General features: G+C 31.1%; 19 protein-coding genes. 3 read left to right on the top strand and 16 right to left on the bottom strand.

Annotation, left to right across the window (positions count from 1 at the left end):
* Window positions 1-94: 94 nt before the first annotated feature.
* Window positions 95-1,642 carry an MTBMA_p00010-related P-loop-containing protein gene (locus J3359_RS09710; protein ID WP_208076721.1) on the bottom strand — a complete coding sequence of 516 codons (1,548 nt, stop codon included), beginning with the start codon at window positions 1,640-1,642 and terminating at the stop codon, window positions 95-97.
* Window positions 1,643-1,794: 152 nt separating this feature from the next.
* Between J3359_RS09710 and J3359_RS09705 the strand changes: the two genes are divergently transcribed.
* Together J3359_RS09705 and J3359_RS09700 are read left to right on the top strand one after the other, a co-directional pair.
* Window positions 1,795-2,187, top strand: coding sequence for a helix-turn-helix domain-containing protein (locus J3359_RS09705; RefSeq protein ID WP_208076720.1), 393 nt, complete (start codon window positions 1,795-1,797; stop codon window positions 2,185-2,187).
* A 263-nt stretch (window positions 2,188-2,450) separates the two neighbouring features.
* On the top strand, window positions 2,451-2,804 hold the full coding sequence (locus tag J3359_RS09700) for a DUF7222 domain-containing protein (protein ID WP_208076719.1): 354 nt from the start codon (window positions 2,451-2,453) through the stop codon (window positions 2,802-2,804).
* Between the two features lie 362 nt (window positions 2,805-3,166).
* Here J3359_RS09700 and J3359_RS09695 read toward each other — a convergent pair whose 3' ends face one another.
* The 11 genes from J3359_RS09695 to J3359_RS09645 all read right to left on the bottom strand — a co-directional run bounded on the left by J3359_RS09695 (window position 3,167) and on the right by J3359_RS09645 (window position 9,481).
* Window positions 3,167-3,457, bottom strand: coding sequence for a hypothetical protein (locus tag J3359_RS09695; RefSeq protein ID WP_208076718.1), 291 nt, complete (start codon window positions 3,455-3,457; stop codon window positions 3,167-3,169).
* Window positions 3,458-3,504: 47 nt separating this feature from the next.
* On the bottom strand, window positions 3,505-4,041 hold the full coding sequence (locus J3359_RS09690) for a relaxase/mobilization nuclease domain-containing protein (protein WP_208076717.1): 537 nt from the start codon (window positions 4,039-4,041) through the stop codon (window positions 3,505-3,507).
* On the bottom strand, window positions 4,038-4,505 hold the full coding sequence (locus J3359_RS09685; RefSeq protein WP_208076716.1) for a hypothetical protein: 468 nt from the start codon (window positions 4,503-4,505) through the stop codon (window positions 4,038-4,040). The genes J3359_RS09690 and J3359_RS09685 overlap by 4 nt, the downstream gene beginning before the upstream one ends.
* A 24-nt stretch (window positions 4,506-4,529) precedes the next feature.
* Window positions 4,530-4,895 carry a DUF2958 domain-containing protein gene (locus tag J3359_RS09680; RefSeq protein WP_208076715.1) on the bottom strand — a complete coding sequence of 122 codons (366 nt, stop codon included), beginning with the start codon at window positions 4,893-4,895 and terminating at the stop codon, window positions 4,530-4,532.
* 10 nt (window positions 4,896-4,905) lie between these two features.
* On the bottom strand, window positions 4,906-5,214 hold the full coding sequence (locus J3359_RS09675) for a hypothetical protein (RefSeq protein ID WP_208076714.1): 309 nt from the start codon (window positions 5,212-5,214) through the stop codon (window positions 4,906-4,908).
* Entirely contained in the window at window positions 5,214-5,417 is a 204-nt protein-coding gene (locus J3359_RS09670; protein WP_208076713.1) for a hypothetical protein, read from the bottom strand. The genes J3359_RS09675 and J3359_RS09670 overlap by 1 nt, the downstream gene beginning before the upstream one ends.
* A complete protein-coding gene (locus tag J3359_RS09665; protein ID WP_208076712.1) occupies window positions 5,404-6,903 on the bottom strand; it encodes a type IV secretory system conjugative DNA transfer family protein in 1,500 nt (499 codons plus the stop codon). The genes J3359_RS09670 and J3359_RS09665 overlap by 14 nt, the downstream gene beginning before the upstream one ends.
* A 49-nt stretch (window positions 6,904-6,952) precedes the next feature.
* Complete coding sequence (locus J3359_RS09660) at window positions 6,953-7,102, bottom strand: hypothetical protein (protein WP_208076711.1); 150 nt, start codon at window positions 7,100-7,102, stop codon at window positions 6,953-6,955.
* Window positions 7,103-7,107: 5 nt separating this feature from the next.
* Window positions 7,108-7,812 carry a hypothetical protein gene (locus J3359_RS09655; RefSeq protein WP_208076710.1) on the bottom strand — a complete coding sequence of 235 codons (705 nt, stop codon included), beginning with the start codon at window positions 7,810-7,812 and terminating at the stop codon, window positions 7,108-7,110.
* Window positions 7,813-7,824: 12 nt separating this feature from the next.
* Window positions 7,825-8,937 (bottom strand): hypothetical protein, encoded by a 1,113-nt coding sequence (locus J3359_RS09650; RefSeq protein WP_208076709.1) that lies wholly within the window; start codon window positions 8,935-8,937, stop codon window positions 7,825-7,827.
* 64 nt (window positions 8,938-9,001) lie between these two features.
* Window positions 9,002-9,481 carry a hypothetical protein gene (locus J3359_RS09645; RefSeq protein ID WP_208076708.1) on the bottom strand — a complete coding sequence of 160 codons (480 nt, stop codon included), beginning with the start codon at window positions 9,479-9,481 and terminating at the stop codon, window positions 9,002-9,004.
* 154 nt (window positions 9,482-9,635) lie between these two features.
* Between J3359_RS09645 and J3359_RS09640 the strand changes: the two genes are divergently transcribed.
* Window positions 9,636-13,346, top strand: a complete 3,711-nt coding sequence (locus tag J3359_RS09640) for an NACHT domain-containing protein (RefSeq protein ID WP_208076707.1) — start codon at window positions 9,636-9,638, stop codon at window positions 13,344-13,346.
* Between the two features lie 2 nt (window positions 13,347-13,348).
* Here J3359_RS09640 and J3359_RS09635 read toward each other — a convergent pair whose 3' ends face one another.
* The 4 genes from J3359_RS09635 to J3359_RS09620 all read right to left on the bottom strand — a co-directional run bounded on the left by J3359_RS09635 (window position 13,349) and on the right by J3359_RS09620 (window position 15,872).
* Entirely contained in the window at window positions 13,349-13,810 is a 462-nt protein-coding gene (locus J3359_RS09635; RefSeq protein ID WP_208076706.1) for a hypothetical protein, read from the bottom strand.
* 135 nt (window positions 13,811-13,945) lie between these two features.
* Window positions 13,946-14,455 (bottom strand): hypothetical protein, encoded by a 510-nt coding sequence (locus J3359_RS09630; protein WP_208076705.1) that lies wholly within the window; start codon window positions 14,453-14,455, stop codon window positions 13,946-13,948.
* On the bottom strand, window positions 14,442-14,654 hold the full coding sequence (locus J3359_RS09625) for a hypothetical protein (RefSeq protein WP_208076704.1): 213 nt from the start codon (window positions 14,652-14,654) through the stop codon (window positions 14,442-14,444). The genes J3359_RS09630 and J3359_RS09625 overlap by 14 nt, the downstream gene beginning before the upstream one ends.
* Window positions 14,655-14,963: 309 nt before the next feature.
* Window positions 14,964-15,872 (bottom strand): tyrosine-type recombinase/integrase, encoded by a 909-nt coding sequence (locus J3359_RS09620; protein ID WP_208076703.1) that lies wholly within the window; start codon window positions 15,870-15,872, stop codon window positions 14,964-14,966.
* Window positions 15,873-16,252: the final 380 nt, after the last annotated feature.

The raw sequence follows: 16,252 nt of genomic DNA, 5'->3' as shown, positions 1-16,252 counted from the left end.
AGGTACTCACAACTATTTGATTTATTGAGTTTTACCCTCTCCACTTTTAAAATGGCGAACCTTGGCGCGCCGAAGCTCGGCGTGGCAAGGTATTTTATTTTGTTTCTTTACTTAAAGGGGTCTGCGCCTCCATTTTTTCAATACAGAAATTGAGTGCTGAATTGATACTATTCTCTAATTCTTGAAACTCATTAGCATCTATAATTTCATAAGCAAAAGAATCGCTATCGATATCCTTTCTTCTTTTGATATACCCCTCTTGTAATAACAACAATTGATATCTTCGTAAGGTACTTTCTGCTATTCTGAATTCTTTTCTGATTTCCCTATTGGTAAATAGGGTATCTCCTTTATTATCTAAATACGTTTTTAACTTCTCCAAGTAATTTCTTGTGGCTCCGTTTAGATTATCAGATTTGCGAAGTAGTATTGGTTTTAGAATTTCATTGGCATATTTAATATCTTCTAACGTGGTCTCAATATATTCCTCACCAGTTTGGAGGTCGAACTTCGATGCTCTCTGTAACTGGTGGTAGAACGTAATCACTTCAATAAATTGCAGATAATGTGCATTGGTTCTTCGTGGCTTAAATACTGCCCGTGGCAGAGACAAGTATAAGGCATATGGGTTTATCACTTTAATAGGTTTGAGTAATCGCTGTACATTGCGCAATAGTTCCTCCGCTTTCAATTCTTCTTCAATATCTATCTTCCCTGCGGATAGTTGTCTCTGATACATCATTATCTTTTCGTCTTGTTCCTCACTCTCATCAATGTGGATTAAAAAACTACGATTCGCATTATCTTCATAAATACTTTCTTGGGTAGTACATCCTGCAACAGATACTGGCCCCTCAACGGTTAAGTTCTTGGTCTTTCCTTGTCCACCAATTCCCTTTTGAACTACAGACTTGGTAATCTTCTTTTTAGTTTGTAATTCCCGAAGTGGATATAAGACATCATCTGCTCCGTCTAAATCTTCTATTAATATCAGTTTATGTTTTAATTCTGTTCTTTTGAAATAGTAAAATGAATTGGCAGAAAGTGAAGTCAAACTTAATCGCTCTTCTTCAGGTATGAGTTCTGCAATCTTTGATTGCAGATGTGTTTTCCCAGAGCCTGAACTTCCAAAAGAAATACAGTTTAATGGATTGTTCATTTTACGTGATGTAAAAATCAAATACATCAGTAGTCGGTTTCCATCTTCTCCAATCACTCCAGATTGTCCGATTAACTTATTCGTCTTTTCTAGTAGATTTTTAGATTTCAAAAAATCAGATGCTGAACGGCGTTCTTTTTTGGATAATAGGTATTCTTCGGCTTCTTCATTTTCGACTTGGTCTAATAGTTCTAATCGATAGTTTTCTAATTCAGCAATCAATACTTGTAAGGCTCTTCTAATTTTTGACGTTCCAACTTCTAAAAACTCTGCGAGTTTGCGTACAAACTTTTCTACGCTATTGGCATTGTATAAATCAATATTATTTCGGTAGGCGTGGAACTCATCCTCAATTCTATTGACCTTTAAGGTGACACGCATACGATCTAAACCAAAGGTTGTAAGTCCTCCTAAAATATGGAAGTCTAATAGTTCTGTCGTATATTTGAAATGGTTAGGATTGGAAGTATCAAAGTCATTCATTTGTTAGGTAGCTTTTAAAAACATCATATTACACAAAAATATATTTCAAAAGTAAACTATTTTGTTTATAAATAAAAATAAAACTTGTGTTTTTTGGTTTTATAATCAATTCTACCTATGTTTGCGGTAAATAATTGATAAAAAAACCTAAAATGGAGCCTACACAAGCACTTTTACTAGCCAACATTAAACGTATTCGAAAAGAAAAAGGACTCACGCAAAAGGATGTAGCCGAGGGTTGTGGGATGTTAGTGCCCACCTATTCACGTTTAGAGCGTGGTGGAAGCAATCCAAGTTTAGCTTCTATTGTTCGTATTGCGGATGCCTTGGGTATAGGAGTGATAGAATTATTTCAGTCTTCTGAAATTAAAGATAAGTCTGTGGCTCAAAAATTGTCTATGATTAATGAGCTTTCTGAATACAATAGAAATGTAGTGACCATTCTATTAGATTCTATGATTGAGAAAGATAGAGTGGAGAAACTGCAAGATGTGAAGATGAAAAGCAGATTATCAGAACTGAATGCCATTCGCAAAAAAGCCTAATTCAAAAATCTAAATTAATTAATATTTTAAATTCTTAAAGAGCAGTTGACTGTTTTTCAAGAATTTTCTTTTTTACAACCTCCTGTATTTATTAAGTTGTTATTCCCTGTCTTACATAGAGGTATCAAATAAGGACTTCGACATTACTCCATCATCACTTTTTCGCAAGGATTTGCTTCTTTCAGAATTCCTCCTTGTCAAAAAAGATGAGCAATGGAGTTTTTGATGTCAACGTATTATTCGCTTAACCTATATATAATACTATGACTAACTTAGAACTTAAAAATACTTTACAAGCAATTGCAAACCAACAAGAAAATTCTATTGAAAAACAAGTAGCAATTGAAGCTCTTGAATATGATGAAATTAAAAATTTCTTTTTAGATTTGATGAATCACGGTTGTATAACTGGAATGGTAAGTTCTTTGATTTACTATACAGATACACATACTTTCTTTGATACTCACTATTCTCAAATTGAAGAATTACGTTCTTACTTTGAAGATGAAATGGGTGGTAAAATCAAAATCATAGGTGATTTAAAAAACACATTAGCTTGGTTTAGTTTTGAAGAAACAGCTTACAAAATGGCACAAGAATTAGGACTTGAATTGTAAGTTCTTTTTTTTGTTCATTTAAAATCATCTTCTTATAAGATGATTTTTTTATGTCTTTTAAAGTCGAAAATGTCCTCATCTATTTTTTTACCATTTAAAAATATTTGAAGGACATTTTTCAGTCAGTCCAAAGTCGCTCACCATTAGCTTTTTGAAACTGACATCTTCGATATGACGGAAATCGTATTTGCCAATACTTTTCCGACACATCGAAACGGAAAATTCATTTTTTGAATTTTGCCAGATTGCAAGTTTAATTGAAACTATCGTTATCCATAAAACTTGCCTCTGGTTGAGGGAAAAGCATTTCCCTCAAACTCCCTTTCTTACCAAACTGTGAATAGAAAAATAGAATCTTATTTTTATAATTCTATATCGTTGGATTTGTCTAAATCTTGTTGCTGTTTCATTCGCTGAAGTGATGCAAATCGTTCTTGTGTTTTGTCTTTAAGTAAAAGTAATTGTGGGTCAATTCCCAAGCTATGTTTTAGTCTGTATTTTAGTTTTCCAAAATAAACACCAGTAAGTTTATCATTACGATGGTAGGTTTGAATATTGGCTTTTAAAAGCAAGTTTTCAAACTGCTGAATTGAATTCGATTTTTGAAAAATATCCTGTACTTTTTCAAATAGTATATCCTTATCAGATGGCATTGCCATCCTTTTTTTAAGTTGACTTTCCTTTTCAGAATACGCTTTGGTTAATTCTTTTTTTTTAATCCATGTCGTACAATACTATCTTCTAAAAATGGATAGGTTTTTATCTGATAGTTTTGAAGTTGACTCTTAATATCAGCTAACTTTTTCTTGCTGATCCTCGAACTTTTATAGTTAGTCATACGAATTCCTGAAAAAACTAAATGTGCGTGCCAATTTTTATTTTTCTCAAAATGCATTGCTCCAGCACAAAACATTTGACCATTGGTACGCATCTTAATATATCTACCAACTAAATCTTTAAGAATGGATCTTGTGAGGTGTTTAGTTGATAGGTCTGAAAAAGAGACAACTTCGTGATATGCCACTACAGATTTGTTGCCATAATGGGATTTTCTATTGGCTTCTAAATCTTCAAATTGTTTCGCCCATTTGTCTTTGTCATAACCTCTTAAATGCTGTTTAAAAATGAGTTGCTGACCCTTTGGGTCTTCCAAAGACTTACGTCCATCAAAGATGTATTTTATGAGCTTTCTTGCTGCTTTTTTATTTCCTGTATGACTAATACTTTTGATGATCAAAATTCTTGATTTAATAAGGTTTCTAATTGTTTGAAAAGCTGTAGTAATTCTTGATAACTATTAGATAACTCTGGGTAACTATTCTCAAAGGCTAATTCTTCTACAACATCAAAGCCAAGGGAGAATAATTGTTTGATTTCTGTTGTGGTTTTTGATGCTCTAATATTTGCTGTATGTATAGAATTGGTTTCTGCATATAAGAGTGCAATATCTTTTAAAAAGCCTGTTAATTTTTTTCCTTGTTCAAGTGCCAGTCTTTCCAATATTACTTTCTCTTTTTTAGAAAACGAAATACTAATATTCGTATGAGTACTCTGATAGCGACGCTTTTGATAATGCTGTAAATATAACTTTCGATATTCTTTTCGAGAATTTTCTACGTCTTGAGCAGTTCCCCATTCAAGTACACCAATAGCATCTAAATAGGCTTGAACATTGTTGTATGGAAAATTTGTTGTTTTCATTTTAGCTTCTTTCAGAGAAATGGTTTAGAGTTCTATATCTTGGTCTTGAGTATTGTCTTTTTCTTGAGTATTTAAATCTTGAAATCGTTGTTTATGAATAAGCTCTTTAAAAGTAATCTCATCAAAATGGATATCCCTTTCTATGGGTAGTCCAAAAGGTGGTGGTTTTAGAGCCTCTAACTCTGTAATAGAAAAAGTTCCCCATTCATCAACATACATTCCAGTAACATAGCCATAAGCTATTTTTGTCTCTGGGTCGTACTCACTTGAGTACCAAGTCTGAGAGCCACATGGGTTAAAGAATTTTGCAATAAATATTGGATTTTCTACTTCATCTTGATTTCCAACTTCTTTAAATCGATCTAATAATTCTGGTGTTATCAATTTCATATCTTTAATTTTAAGGTGTTATTTCTATGGAGTTTTCGTTTTCTATTTCAATAGATTGTATTTCTAATGCTGTAAATCGCTTTTGAACTTTTTTCTGATGTATTTCTCTTCTCACAGCTTGAGCTTCTTCACGTTCTTCTGCCAAAACCTTGTTACTCTTTTTTGGTAATTCTTGTTTTTGTTTCGTTTTTCTTTTTTGAGGTTCTTCCAACCATTGGTCTAATTTCTTTTCAGAAGCAATCCATAATCGCAACAAACTATGTTCTGCAACCGCTAAGATTTTACCTATATCAAAATGTGCTACTTTCTTTGTTTTCATTATTCAGCTTTTTTTTGTTTTTGATGATTTTCTTTGAGCAATTGTTCGATGCATTGCAAACGCTTTTCAACAGCTCTCTTGGAGTTTCTGTTTTGAAGCTCAATACATTTCAATAGGCTTGTAAAAACAATACAGACCAACAGTATCATTGCATTTTTCATCAACCTTTTGTTTTTAGATAGAGTCCTTTTAAGCTTTTTCATTGGATGTGTTTTTATTGAGTTTTATCACATCTTTTATCAATTCATCAATTGGTAGGAGTTCTGGCATTGGGTTGTTGGTTTGAATCTCTGGTGCAGGAATTTCAGCTCGTTTTCTCAAAAACCGATCCTGATAGAAAGCTTTGATACGTTTCAAACAAATAGGACGTTCTTCACTGGTGATTAAAAAGCCACCCTCTTTTGTATGCTGATACATCACTTCTTCAGGGGTCATGACTTCCCTTGTAAGCGTTTTACCCTCTTTTTCGTAAGAATACCTACCAAGAGACTTGCTAATATGCGAGGCAGTATCTAAATCTTGTTTTCCTAAATACAAGACAGTTCCTGTATTGGTTCTTAAGGTCGTAGCGCCCTCTTTTCCATATAAATTGATGCATTGACTATAAGACTGATAACCAAAGATTCCGAACGATTTAAACTTACGTATTTGACTGGAAATAAACGGAATAAATCCTTTGTCAGTTGTAGCTACTGCTGACATTTCATCTGCAAAAAAAGCAATTGGAAGTTCTTCTTTGGTGGGTACACCTGATTTCATAATGAAATCAAACCAAGCTTTTAGGAATAAAGAGTTCAAACCTTTCAATCGTTTTTGGGCGGTAATAGAACTCTGTATCCAGAGGATTTTACGCTCATATCGAAACGATTCCATCACCAACGAAGTAGTTGAAGTCGTGCGTATCACATCCTCATCTTGCCAAAGTACCAACACAGATAAAACATTAGAAAGTACACTGTTTAAAAACTTGGCATCGTTGGCTAAAAATGCTTTGAAATTGCTGTATAATAAATCGTCAGCAAATATGGAAATGAGTGCCTTGAGTTTTGTAGGTTCTCCTTGTAACACAACTATTAGGTATCTGACATTGTACAAGTTTACATATCCTCTTAATCCTGTGATGTATTCAATACGTTTTAACAGTAAAATACAGTAACTAATCACAGAAGCAGACAAATTGTTCCATATTGGGTCTTTACTACCACTATCTGGGATATGACTTGCTACCAAATCAACCGAAAATCGATGCACATCTTCTGCTTTTAAATCTTCCAAAGGATTCCATGTTACGGTGGATGCATCTGCCTTGGAGAAATTAATGACAGATTGTTCATCCAATACTTGTTCTATATAACCCCCTGTGGTATTTCTTAATTCTTCTGCCAAGTCCAAACAAACAATTGACATCGGAGTTAGTTCACTTAGAGAAAGTAAGTTTTGGAGGTAAATTTTTGTGGATTTACCAACTCCAGTTTTACCAAGTAAAAGCATTCCACCTTTCATCATTTGGGCTAAACTCACAAAACGATTGCCTATTTTCAGTCCATTGCCTTTGGAATGTTTGCGTTTGAGAATTTTGTCTGCATCTCCCAAACTTCCTTTATAACCATAGTCTTTTTCAAAGAGACTTTCAATGCCATCAAAGAGCATTGTTAGGGGTTCTAATAGTGCATCTATAATTGTTTTCATTTATTTTATTTTTAATAATATCTATGCCTAATGTCCATTATGGACTGGACTAATCAATAAACTTTTCACTGATTTTTGCCAATATTTTTGAGATTCCCTCTGTAATTCTTGAGAGCATATAAACGCCCATCATCAAGAGTTTAAATACAGCAGAGAATATCTGCTGTAGGGTTCTAAAAAATGTTTTTGCTTTACTCATATTGGTTAGTTTAAATTGGCAACAAACTTGATACGAATCCCCAATTTTGAAAACAACTGAGCGTAAAGATGTTTTAATTTCTGAAAGCGTTCATCTTGGTCAATTGTTTGTGGTTGAAAAACCACAACAACTTCAATGGTATCCGTAGGTTGAATCCCTTTGGACTTCTCTAAAAAAAGTGCAAGTACCTTTTCCTGTTCCCCTTCTAATAATTGTAAATCAGCTACTCTAAATACAGAGAAAAAGCGACTGTTTTCTTGCAAATCTGAAAACAGATAAACAGTTGTATTGCTATTTGCTGTTTTTTGTAATACTTTTAATTCTTTCACAAGGGGTAACCAAATAGAAGAATATTTGTGTCCTTTTGTTTCTTTTGATTTTTGTAATATGTTCTCAATATCATCTTGAAATCCAGTCACCAATTCTTGACGTTCCAATTCATTGCCTAACAATGCTTGTTCCGATGGAATACCTACTTGTTGACGTGTATTGTGCATCAAGCTATTGATCCTACCAAAGCGAAAATTAGCAGATTGCCATAAGTTGGTGTCAAAATTGTAGTAGTTTTGAATTGTAGTTGCATCAGGCTTGGCAATAAAATCAATTTCTGTAGTATCTTCTAATACCGAAATAATACGTGTTTTGTCTTCTGAAGTGGTGCAGGCTGATACCATCAGCCCAAACACCAGTATGTAAATATTTAGTTTCATCTTGTTTGTGATTTATAAATTAAACCCTTTATAGAATGAGGGTAATTGTTGTATGGGTTGTTTGAAAAACAAAGGTGTTTTTCCATCACTTCTGTGTATGGCATTGGTGCTGTAAAAAGTATGTTGGCTCTCTTCAAATAAGCGTTGGATTAATTCTTGTAAGTCCTGCGCATATAGTTGAATTTTCTGACGTGCCAACTCTGATTGGGATTGTACCAAACGAATCGTTTCCTTTTCTTGTTTTAAACGATTTACTGCTCTGGTTAGAATCTCCACTTCCCCTTTTACAATCTTCCATTTGTCTATGATTTTTTGTTCTACAGGAGATAACTTTTTTTGAAAAACAGTAATGACTGATGCTGCAAAAAAGAACAGATTTAAACAAGCAAAGTAAATTGGTTTTACCCCCTCTGAATTACTTAGTACTCCACTAGAGAATTGTGTCGCTCTAAACATTCCCAACACATAGAATAAAAGGAAAGCGAATAAAAAAGTACTCCCTAGAATTAAGCGTTTTTGAAATGAATTTTTTCCTTTGCTGGCGATATTTTGAATTTGCTCGCTCACGAAAAATATCGCCCCACCGATTCCTATGCCGACTATATATGATGTAAGCATGTTATAACCCATCGCCATAAGCGCCACCGATGAAATAGCAACATCAACCAAACAGATAAACAGCAAGAAAATTCTTATATATTTATAGCGTCTGTCTTTTTTAATCAAAGAATTATCGCATTCTTCTAATTGACGTTCTTTGATACGCAATTCTTTTTCTTTTTTCTCCAATTCCTTATTTAAGGCTTCCTTTTTCTCTTTGGCGATTTCACGCTCTGAAACAATATGATAGGATTCTATCTCTGGACCTATTTCCTTTTTAGCTTTGGCAATCATTTTTGCATAAGAGGCTCTAATGACTTTTGTGTACACATCAACGTCACAATCAGCTTCTGGTTTATTCATCGCACCTAAGTCTTTCGCCAAAGGGATGGATATCTCATTTTTAATGGCTTCGTGTTCTTGATGCAATTCTTTTTCTAATTGTTCTTTTTGAAACATAAAACTCAGGACTTCTGTGGTTTTGTTTCCGTTCTTTTTTTCTGCTTTTTTACTTAATAATTTCATTGTGTTTGTATTTAGAGTTATTATTATTTGTATTAAGATTTGAAAAATAAATAAGCACCTCTTTTTATAGAGAGGTGCTTATCTTTGATGATTCTGTTAGTTTCTCCATTAACCATTTGATGGAAGAATTTCCAGGGAATAACATAGAAGCATTTGCATTTACACTGAATGCCAATGAATCATAATCGTCAGCTGTATTTAAGCACAAAACAATCTGACTTAATCTATATGAAGTTTCTGCATACTTAAAATGGAATTTTGGGTTCTTCACAAACTTTCGTTTGTTTCTAGCAATTGTAAAAACACGTTTAAAATTTTGATGTGCTTTATATAGGTTGTCTAATTCTTCTACTTCTTTAGATTTTAAATAGAAGTACTTGCCTTTTAAATAAGAAGCATACATTTCTAAACCTGTATTGTGTTTTAAATCTAAAGTTTGTATCTTAGCAAAAGCATTTTCTCTTCGAGTTAAATCTCCTGATTTAATCTCTTCGTTTAATTCCTTTAAGTAAGTAAAGGTTACTTTTTCATCATTTGTAATCATAATATTTGTTTTAAATTATTACAATTGCAATAGACTGAAAATCAATATACTGGACCTTTAAGAATTATTCTAAAACCTATTCTAATTTGAAAAAATCATTCTAATTTCGATTCGATTTTAATTTTATGTATTTTTAAGGTGTAAAAGTTGTCAGATGATACAAGAAAAAGATTTAAAACTGTTCTGGAACTTCTTATATGGAATAGATAATTTACCCATCCCAAAAAAAGGAGAGTCGCATCACGGAATTGCAGGTCATATCGCCTATGCTACGTCATACTATCAAAAAAACTGGAATTTAGACGAGCAAATAACTTCTGGAAAATTTAATAACAAAAAGGTTAAAGGGTTTATAAAGGTTCGTTCTGGAGCAGAGACCATTGCAAAGCATATCAAATCAGGAGAATTATCTATCTATACATTTAATGCTATTTTATGTTATTTCTTTTTTGAAATAGAAAGACTATATGAAAACTTAGAAGAAAGGATTCTTCCTTTAAAAAATTTGAAAACATTTTTTAAAACCATAGATGTAGAATATGCAAAACCTGAACACATTTTTTACACTAATGAATTCATAGCATTATTTTTCAAAAAAATAAAAATAATTGGTATCTATCCAAATGTACAACCTAATTTTGAATTGGTTCTTTCTAAATATACAAATGATGGAGAGTACATTACAATTTTTGATGATAAAGAGGTTCGCGATTATAAAGATATTTTACCCTCTATCAAAGATATTCTTAGGTATAAAGAACTTGTAAAAGATGAATTTAAAGAATTTCGTGTTGGTTTTGATGGGTTTCCAATACCAATAGATCAAATTATTGAACTCCCTTTTTTTAGAATTGATAAAAGAAAAGAAGAACAGTTGGATTTACTAAAAGATGAATTAAACTTAATATTAGAAAAAGAAAATAAAGCTAAAGAATTAATACAAGAGGAAATAGAATTTAAAGATGCAATAGAAAAAGATTTTATTCTAAAAAATCAGTTAAGAAATGAAATTAAAAAAATAAAAGCCTTTTTTAGCAAAAAGCATACTCCAATAGAAGTTCTAGAAAAACAAAATGATATTTATATTTCATCCCCAGCAGGTTCTGGTAAAACAACTACATTGAAATGGTTTGCTTATAAACTCTCTTCCCAAGGCAATCAACTTCCAATTTTCGTTGAATTGCAGTCTTATAAATCTGATCTAAAAACATTAATAGAATATAGCATAAAGCGATTTAAATTAGATTTTAATTCAATAAGAAATCATAAAAATTTAATATTACTGATAGATGGTTTCGATGAATACTCTGGAAATGATCAGGATACCCTAGTTAGAGAAATAAGAGATTTTAAAAAAGAGTTTGGATGTCAAATTATTTTTAGTGGTCGCTATAAACCCATAGGGCTTGGAGAAAAAGAATTCTATACCTACAAACTTTCTGTATTTGATGATAATGATATTCAACGCATTTTTAATAATGTATTTCCAGAAAAAGGAACAGAGTATTATAATTCTTTATATAAAGCAGATTTATTAGAATCAATAAATATTCCATTGTTCTTAATGTTTTTAATTGCACACTTGAAAAAACAAGGTGAATTTAAAATTAAAGTGATTACTGAACTACTACAAAACAAAGGGAAACTTTTAAAAACTGTTTTAATAGATGATTTTTTAAATGAATATGAGCATAAAAAATACACAAAACTAAGAGAACATCAATGGTTAGAGTTGAAAACAAAACAAATAGAGCTGATCTCTCTATTTGCTTATTATTTAACATTTGAATTAATAAACAAAGAAAATGCTCATTTACAAAAAGATGGTATTATTACGTTTTTAAAAGTTCATGCTGTGCCTATTATTAGGTATGAAAGTATCGATTATGAACAATTATTTATTGATTTTAAAGAGCATTCTATATTATCCTTTAAAAGAGATTTTGTAGGTTTTGATAAAAAAGAAGTTCGTCTTTTTTTTACTGCAAATTATTTAAAAAATCAAATTCATAGTAATAAAGATTACAGCGTTTTTAGAAAGAAGTTTAAAGGTGATGAAAATAGCTGGAGTTCTATTGAGACCTATTTATTTGGACTTATAGAACCTAAAAAAGTGATGCAAGAAATAAAATCATTTTTTATAGAAGATCAAATCGTTTATAATAATCATTTTATATTTCAAATAGAATACGCTCTCAAATTTATCAAAAGCGGAAACCTAGACTCAAATTTTAAACTTTTAAACAAATTTTATATCTTAAACCTAATAGGGCTAATACTTTTTAATGATTTAAAATATACTGTCAATAATAAAAGAAGAAAAAACAATCATTTCAAGTATTCACTCTTTTACATTATCAATGAATCTAAATATCTAATTAGAACATATTTATCTTCTTTAATACCTGATGCAAATCACTATTATTTTCATAATATATTTAACAAACCTCATGTCAGTATAAGATCCACATATGAATTGAGTGAGATTCTAGATAAAAAAATAGGTAACAATAGTTTATTCAAAGACCTCAAGATTAATCCAAAATTTTTTAAGTATAAGAATTACTTATTAGATAAAAAACCTATACCTGTAGACGACATAAATAAAACACCTAATTTTATCTTTTCTCTTTTAGAAAATTTGATTTTCAATCCATTTTTTGATGACCGAATAAATACAATAAACATTGTTAAGGGATATGAATCTCAATTAAAATATATGAGATTATATCTATCAAGGTTTTTTGAACTATATGCACATTCCTATTTAGATTTCTACTTTAAAACACATTCTCCCACTATATTTAATTTAAAAACTCTTTATCTATATTATAAAGAAAATAGAGCAAGAATTTTATCAAATAGAATACTCCCAGAAACAAAAGAAAAAATAGTCCATCACTTTAATGAATTAGCTTTACACAGCAAAAATAAATATCGATTGGTTATTATGATTTATAATGCTTTTGATTCAATTTTAGATTCTGAAATACAAATAGAATTATTGACATCTTGGCGAAAGAAAATAAGTGAGAAAAGTACCAGTAAAAATATTAAAAATACTCTTGTTGAAGTAATTTTTAGACACCTTAAAGATGAAGATGTATCTCTGTTCATATCTTTATTAAAATCAGAAAATCAAAGGATTATACAAAATACTATATTTGGACTTTCATTATATATAGCTAGAAATCCTGATGAAAATAATAAATATACTTCTGAAATATACGAAGAACTACAGACCTTATTCAATGATGAAATTAAAGATATAAAAATAACAATGCTTAGTGCATTTCAATTATATCGAGTAAACCCTCCTAAGGATTTTATAAATGATATTTTGAAATTTGCAGACAATGAAGAAGTACACTATTTTGCAGCAATTTTGTTTTTTGGACGCTCAAAAATTAAAGAAGCTGAACCCTATCTAATCAAAGTAATTAACGAAGAAAATTCTAATTCACCAATCGTTTATGATGCATTAACGAATTTAAATTACGAGAATTTCTACAAATACAATAATGATTTTTTTGAACAAAAAAGAATTAAACTTTCAACTCAACTTAAGTTTTTTATATTTATCGGTGAACCAAATATCTTAGAATATCGTTTTACATTTGACTTAGAGACGTATAACAATTTTGTTAGAATAGGAGGTGAAGATGAATTGCAATTACTTGAGGAAGCCTATAACATTATATTGAAAAATAAGATAATTTTTAAACCTAGTGAAAAGAAGGCATTTGAAGAAAATATTAAATATTTAAAATTAAAAGTTGAAAAATTGAAACAAACTGATTATTATAAAAATAATATTCTTCCCAAGAAAAAATCTTCTGATGCATCATCAGAAGATTTAATATAATTTTATAAAAGTTCATTCGTAACTAACGATTCATAGTTATTTTTATTAACTACTAAAGCATCAATAATATTAATTTCAAATGGGAGTAATTTTTTTTTATAAAACCTTACCACCCTTGGAGGAACATCAAATAAATTTACTTTCTGTGAATAATTTAGTGCAAAAACTACTTTTTTAACATCCATCATTAATATCAAACGCATAACTTCTGTTGCTGTTGCTGAATGAAATATTTGAAAGTTCATCTGATAATATCCTTTTATTTCTTTCTCTTCATTAATAAAGAATATCCATACGCATTGATTACTAAAATCTTTGACCTTATATTTAGAAATTAAATAATTCCATATGAGGTTGTTTGTATATTTTGGAAAGCTTTTTTTAAAAGGTTGAAAGCTTTTTAAAGAATAGAATCCATCTATTAATTGTAAATCAAACTCGTTAAAAGAATATTGGTCAGTCATAATAATTAAGTTTTAAGTTCTTGATTATCATATCATTACCTTAATCATTTGTCAATACATAAGTATTTAAAAATCAATAACTTAATCTTTTAAAAGCTTCAGCTTTTAAGTTATAAAAACAAAAAAAAACAACCATTACCAGTTGTCTCTTTGTATTTGCATTCTTTCTTGTTGTCGTTTAATTTGTTCGATTCTAAAACTATCAGGAACACGCTCATTTGCAGTGTACTTTGGTAAAGAAATTTCTTTTGTAGAACGTAGTTCTTGCGGTGGTATTTCTTTCGTTTTTTCGTTGTAGAACGTAGTTTTTTTTTGGTTTTCCAGTAGTAGAGCGTAGTATACTCTTTTGGCTTTTTTACGTTGGAATGGGTCTGCTAAATCGTTATTCAAGTAATCTGTTACTTGAATCAAATTCTCGTTAAGTAATTCCTGGATTCCGTTAGTAACACTTCTATTGGAGAGTCCTGCTTTCTCAAATTGTGAGTGCGCAATCCAATCTTTTTTCTTCACGTTTCCATTTTCATCGCGCCAGCCTAAAAGGTTTCGGACAATTTTTAAATACACTCTTATAGCAGAACCACTCAAATTTCCAATCTGTGCATCAAAAAATACATTTGGAACAGGTGTGGTGTTATTTAGTTTCATCTGCTCCAAAATTAATCACGGGTAAATTATCATTATGATTTGGAAAAATCATATAATCTGTATCAGGTTGATGGTACAGTTGTAAAAACCAACCACCATTTTCGGTGACTTTAACCACACCGACCTTGTGATAAATCATTCTTTCATTCTCACTTGTTTTTAATGTCTTACGAGTAACTACATTGTAAAATTTCGTCATTTTATGTTGAATTGTTATGTCCTTTAACCTTAGGGTTGCCCCAATACAAGGATATTTTTACTGTAATTGATGTCGTGTAAAGGGTATTTTACGACGTTAAATCTCTATTTTTTAAAGGCTATATGCCCTAACGTGGAGTTAACTGGTTATAACCGATAACATACGACAAAGGTGTAAATTAAATATAAAGGATAAACTTTATAAAGTATTACAGTATTGGTATCATTATATTCATAGTTAGAAAGTACTGCTTGTAATTATACACAACTATAATAAAAAAACAATCTGTTAAAGACTGTTTTGATTTGTTTACGCCAATTGTAGTTCTTTGCTTGTTGTAAATGTAGTCAGGTACCTACGAGCCACATCTTCATATCGCTTTTTAGAGAGTTGCATATATTGGAAGCTCGATTCTGGTTTTACGTGTCTGAGTAATGCACTCACATCACGAACACTTCCTCCTTGATCTAAAATAAAGTTGGCTTTTCCGTGTCGAAAACTATGTGGAGTGATATTTTTATCCAGCATTGCCATATCCGAGAGCTCTGTAATCCATCGTTGTACACTCCTTGGTGTGAAGACTTTTTTGGTTTTAGGGTTAATCAGCAATAAATTCGATTCACAATCCAAACAAGCACGCATACCTAAATATCGATTCATAAGTTCGTCAGTATCTGCTCCCCAAATCACCAAATTGTAACGCATACTTTTTCGAGTTCTTACTTTTGCGGTTCTAAGTCCATCAGTTCCCTGTTCTCCAATATCTGAAATTTTGATATCTAACAGTTCGCTCAATCGCATTCCTGTATCCCAAAGCAAATGAATAATCAATTTCTTTTGTAAGTCTTGCAAATGATTTACTTCCAATAAATCGCTCATGTCTTCCAAATCATCTTTGGTGACAATATCTTTATCTGCACTAATAAAACGAATCGGAATAATTTCTTTAGGATTGAATCCTGTTTTTCCTCTTCCGTGCCAAAACCAAAAGAAGTTTTTCAACACTCTTGCAGAATATGCAATGGTATTCAAACTGTATTTTTCTTCCAAACTTCTGTGAAAAGCAACAATATCGTCTCCATTAATTTCGTCTAACTTATCTTTAGGTACTATAAACGCTTTGAACTGTAGTAATCTGTTTTCATAGCGTGTGTACGCCCAATTGGTATGTGTCTGTTTCCATTCTAAATAAACCTGTATAGCTTTTTCAATATTCATGTCATAAAAGACCCGCCAAAAGGAAATCTAGCGGGTCTTTTATATACCCAAGGTCGTAGGACGACAGCCAAAGTATTAAAATGAAAACACTTTAATAAAAAGACCATTGTTCTGACCACTTAGGTAGATAAATAAACACGCGCTGTTTCCTTTAATCTGTTTAAAAATAAATAGACGAGGCTTTCGCCCAACGGGGTTTCTTCATATTTAATTTACGGTTAAAAGTATAATTCATAATCTTAAATTTAGCAAGGAACAACGCAGTTGTTTTTTGTCTAAATCAGCTTTAATGCTTCCCTGTTCCATTTGTGCTATAATAGTAGTAAATAGAACGTAAAAAAGTTTCTCATTAAGAATTTCCAAACAGTACCACAGATTTA

This window comes from Polaribacter cellanae (assembly GCF_017569185.1).
GTDB classification, from domain to species: Bacteria; Bacteroidota; Bacteroidia; order Flavobacteriales; family Flavobacteriaceae; genus Polaribacter; species Polaribacter cellanae.
The sequence above is the reverse complement of the archived record's forward strand: the minus strand, read 5'-3'. Positions and strand labels throughout refer to the sequence as shown.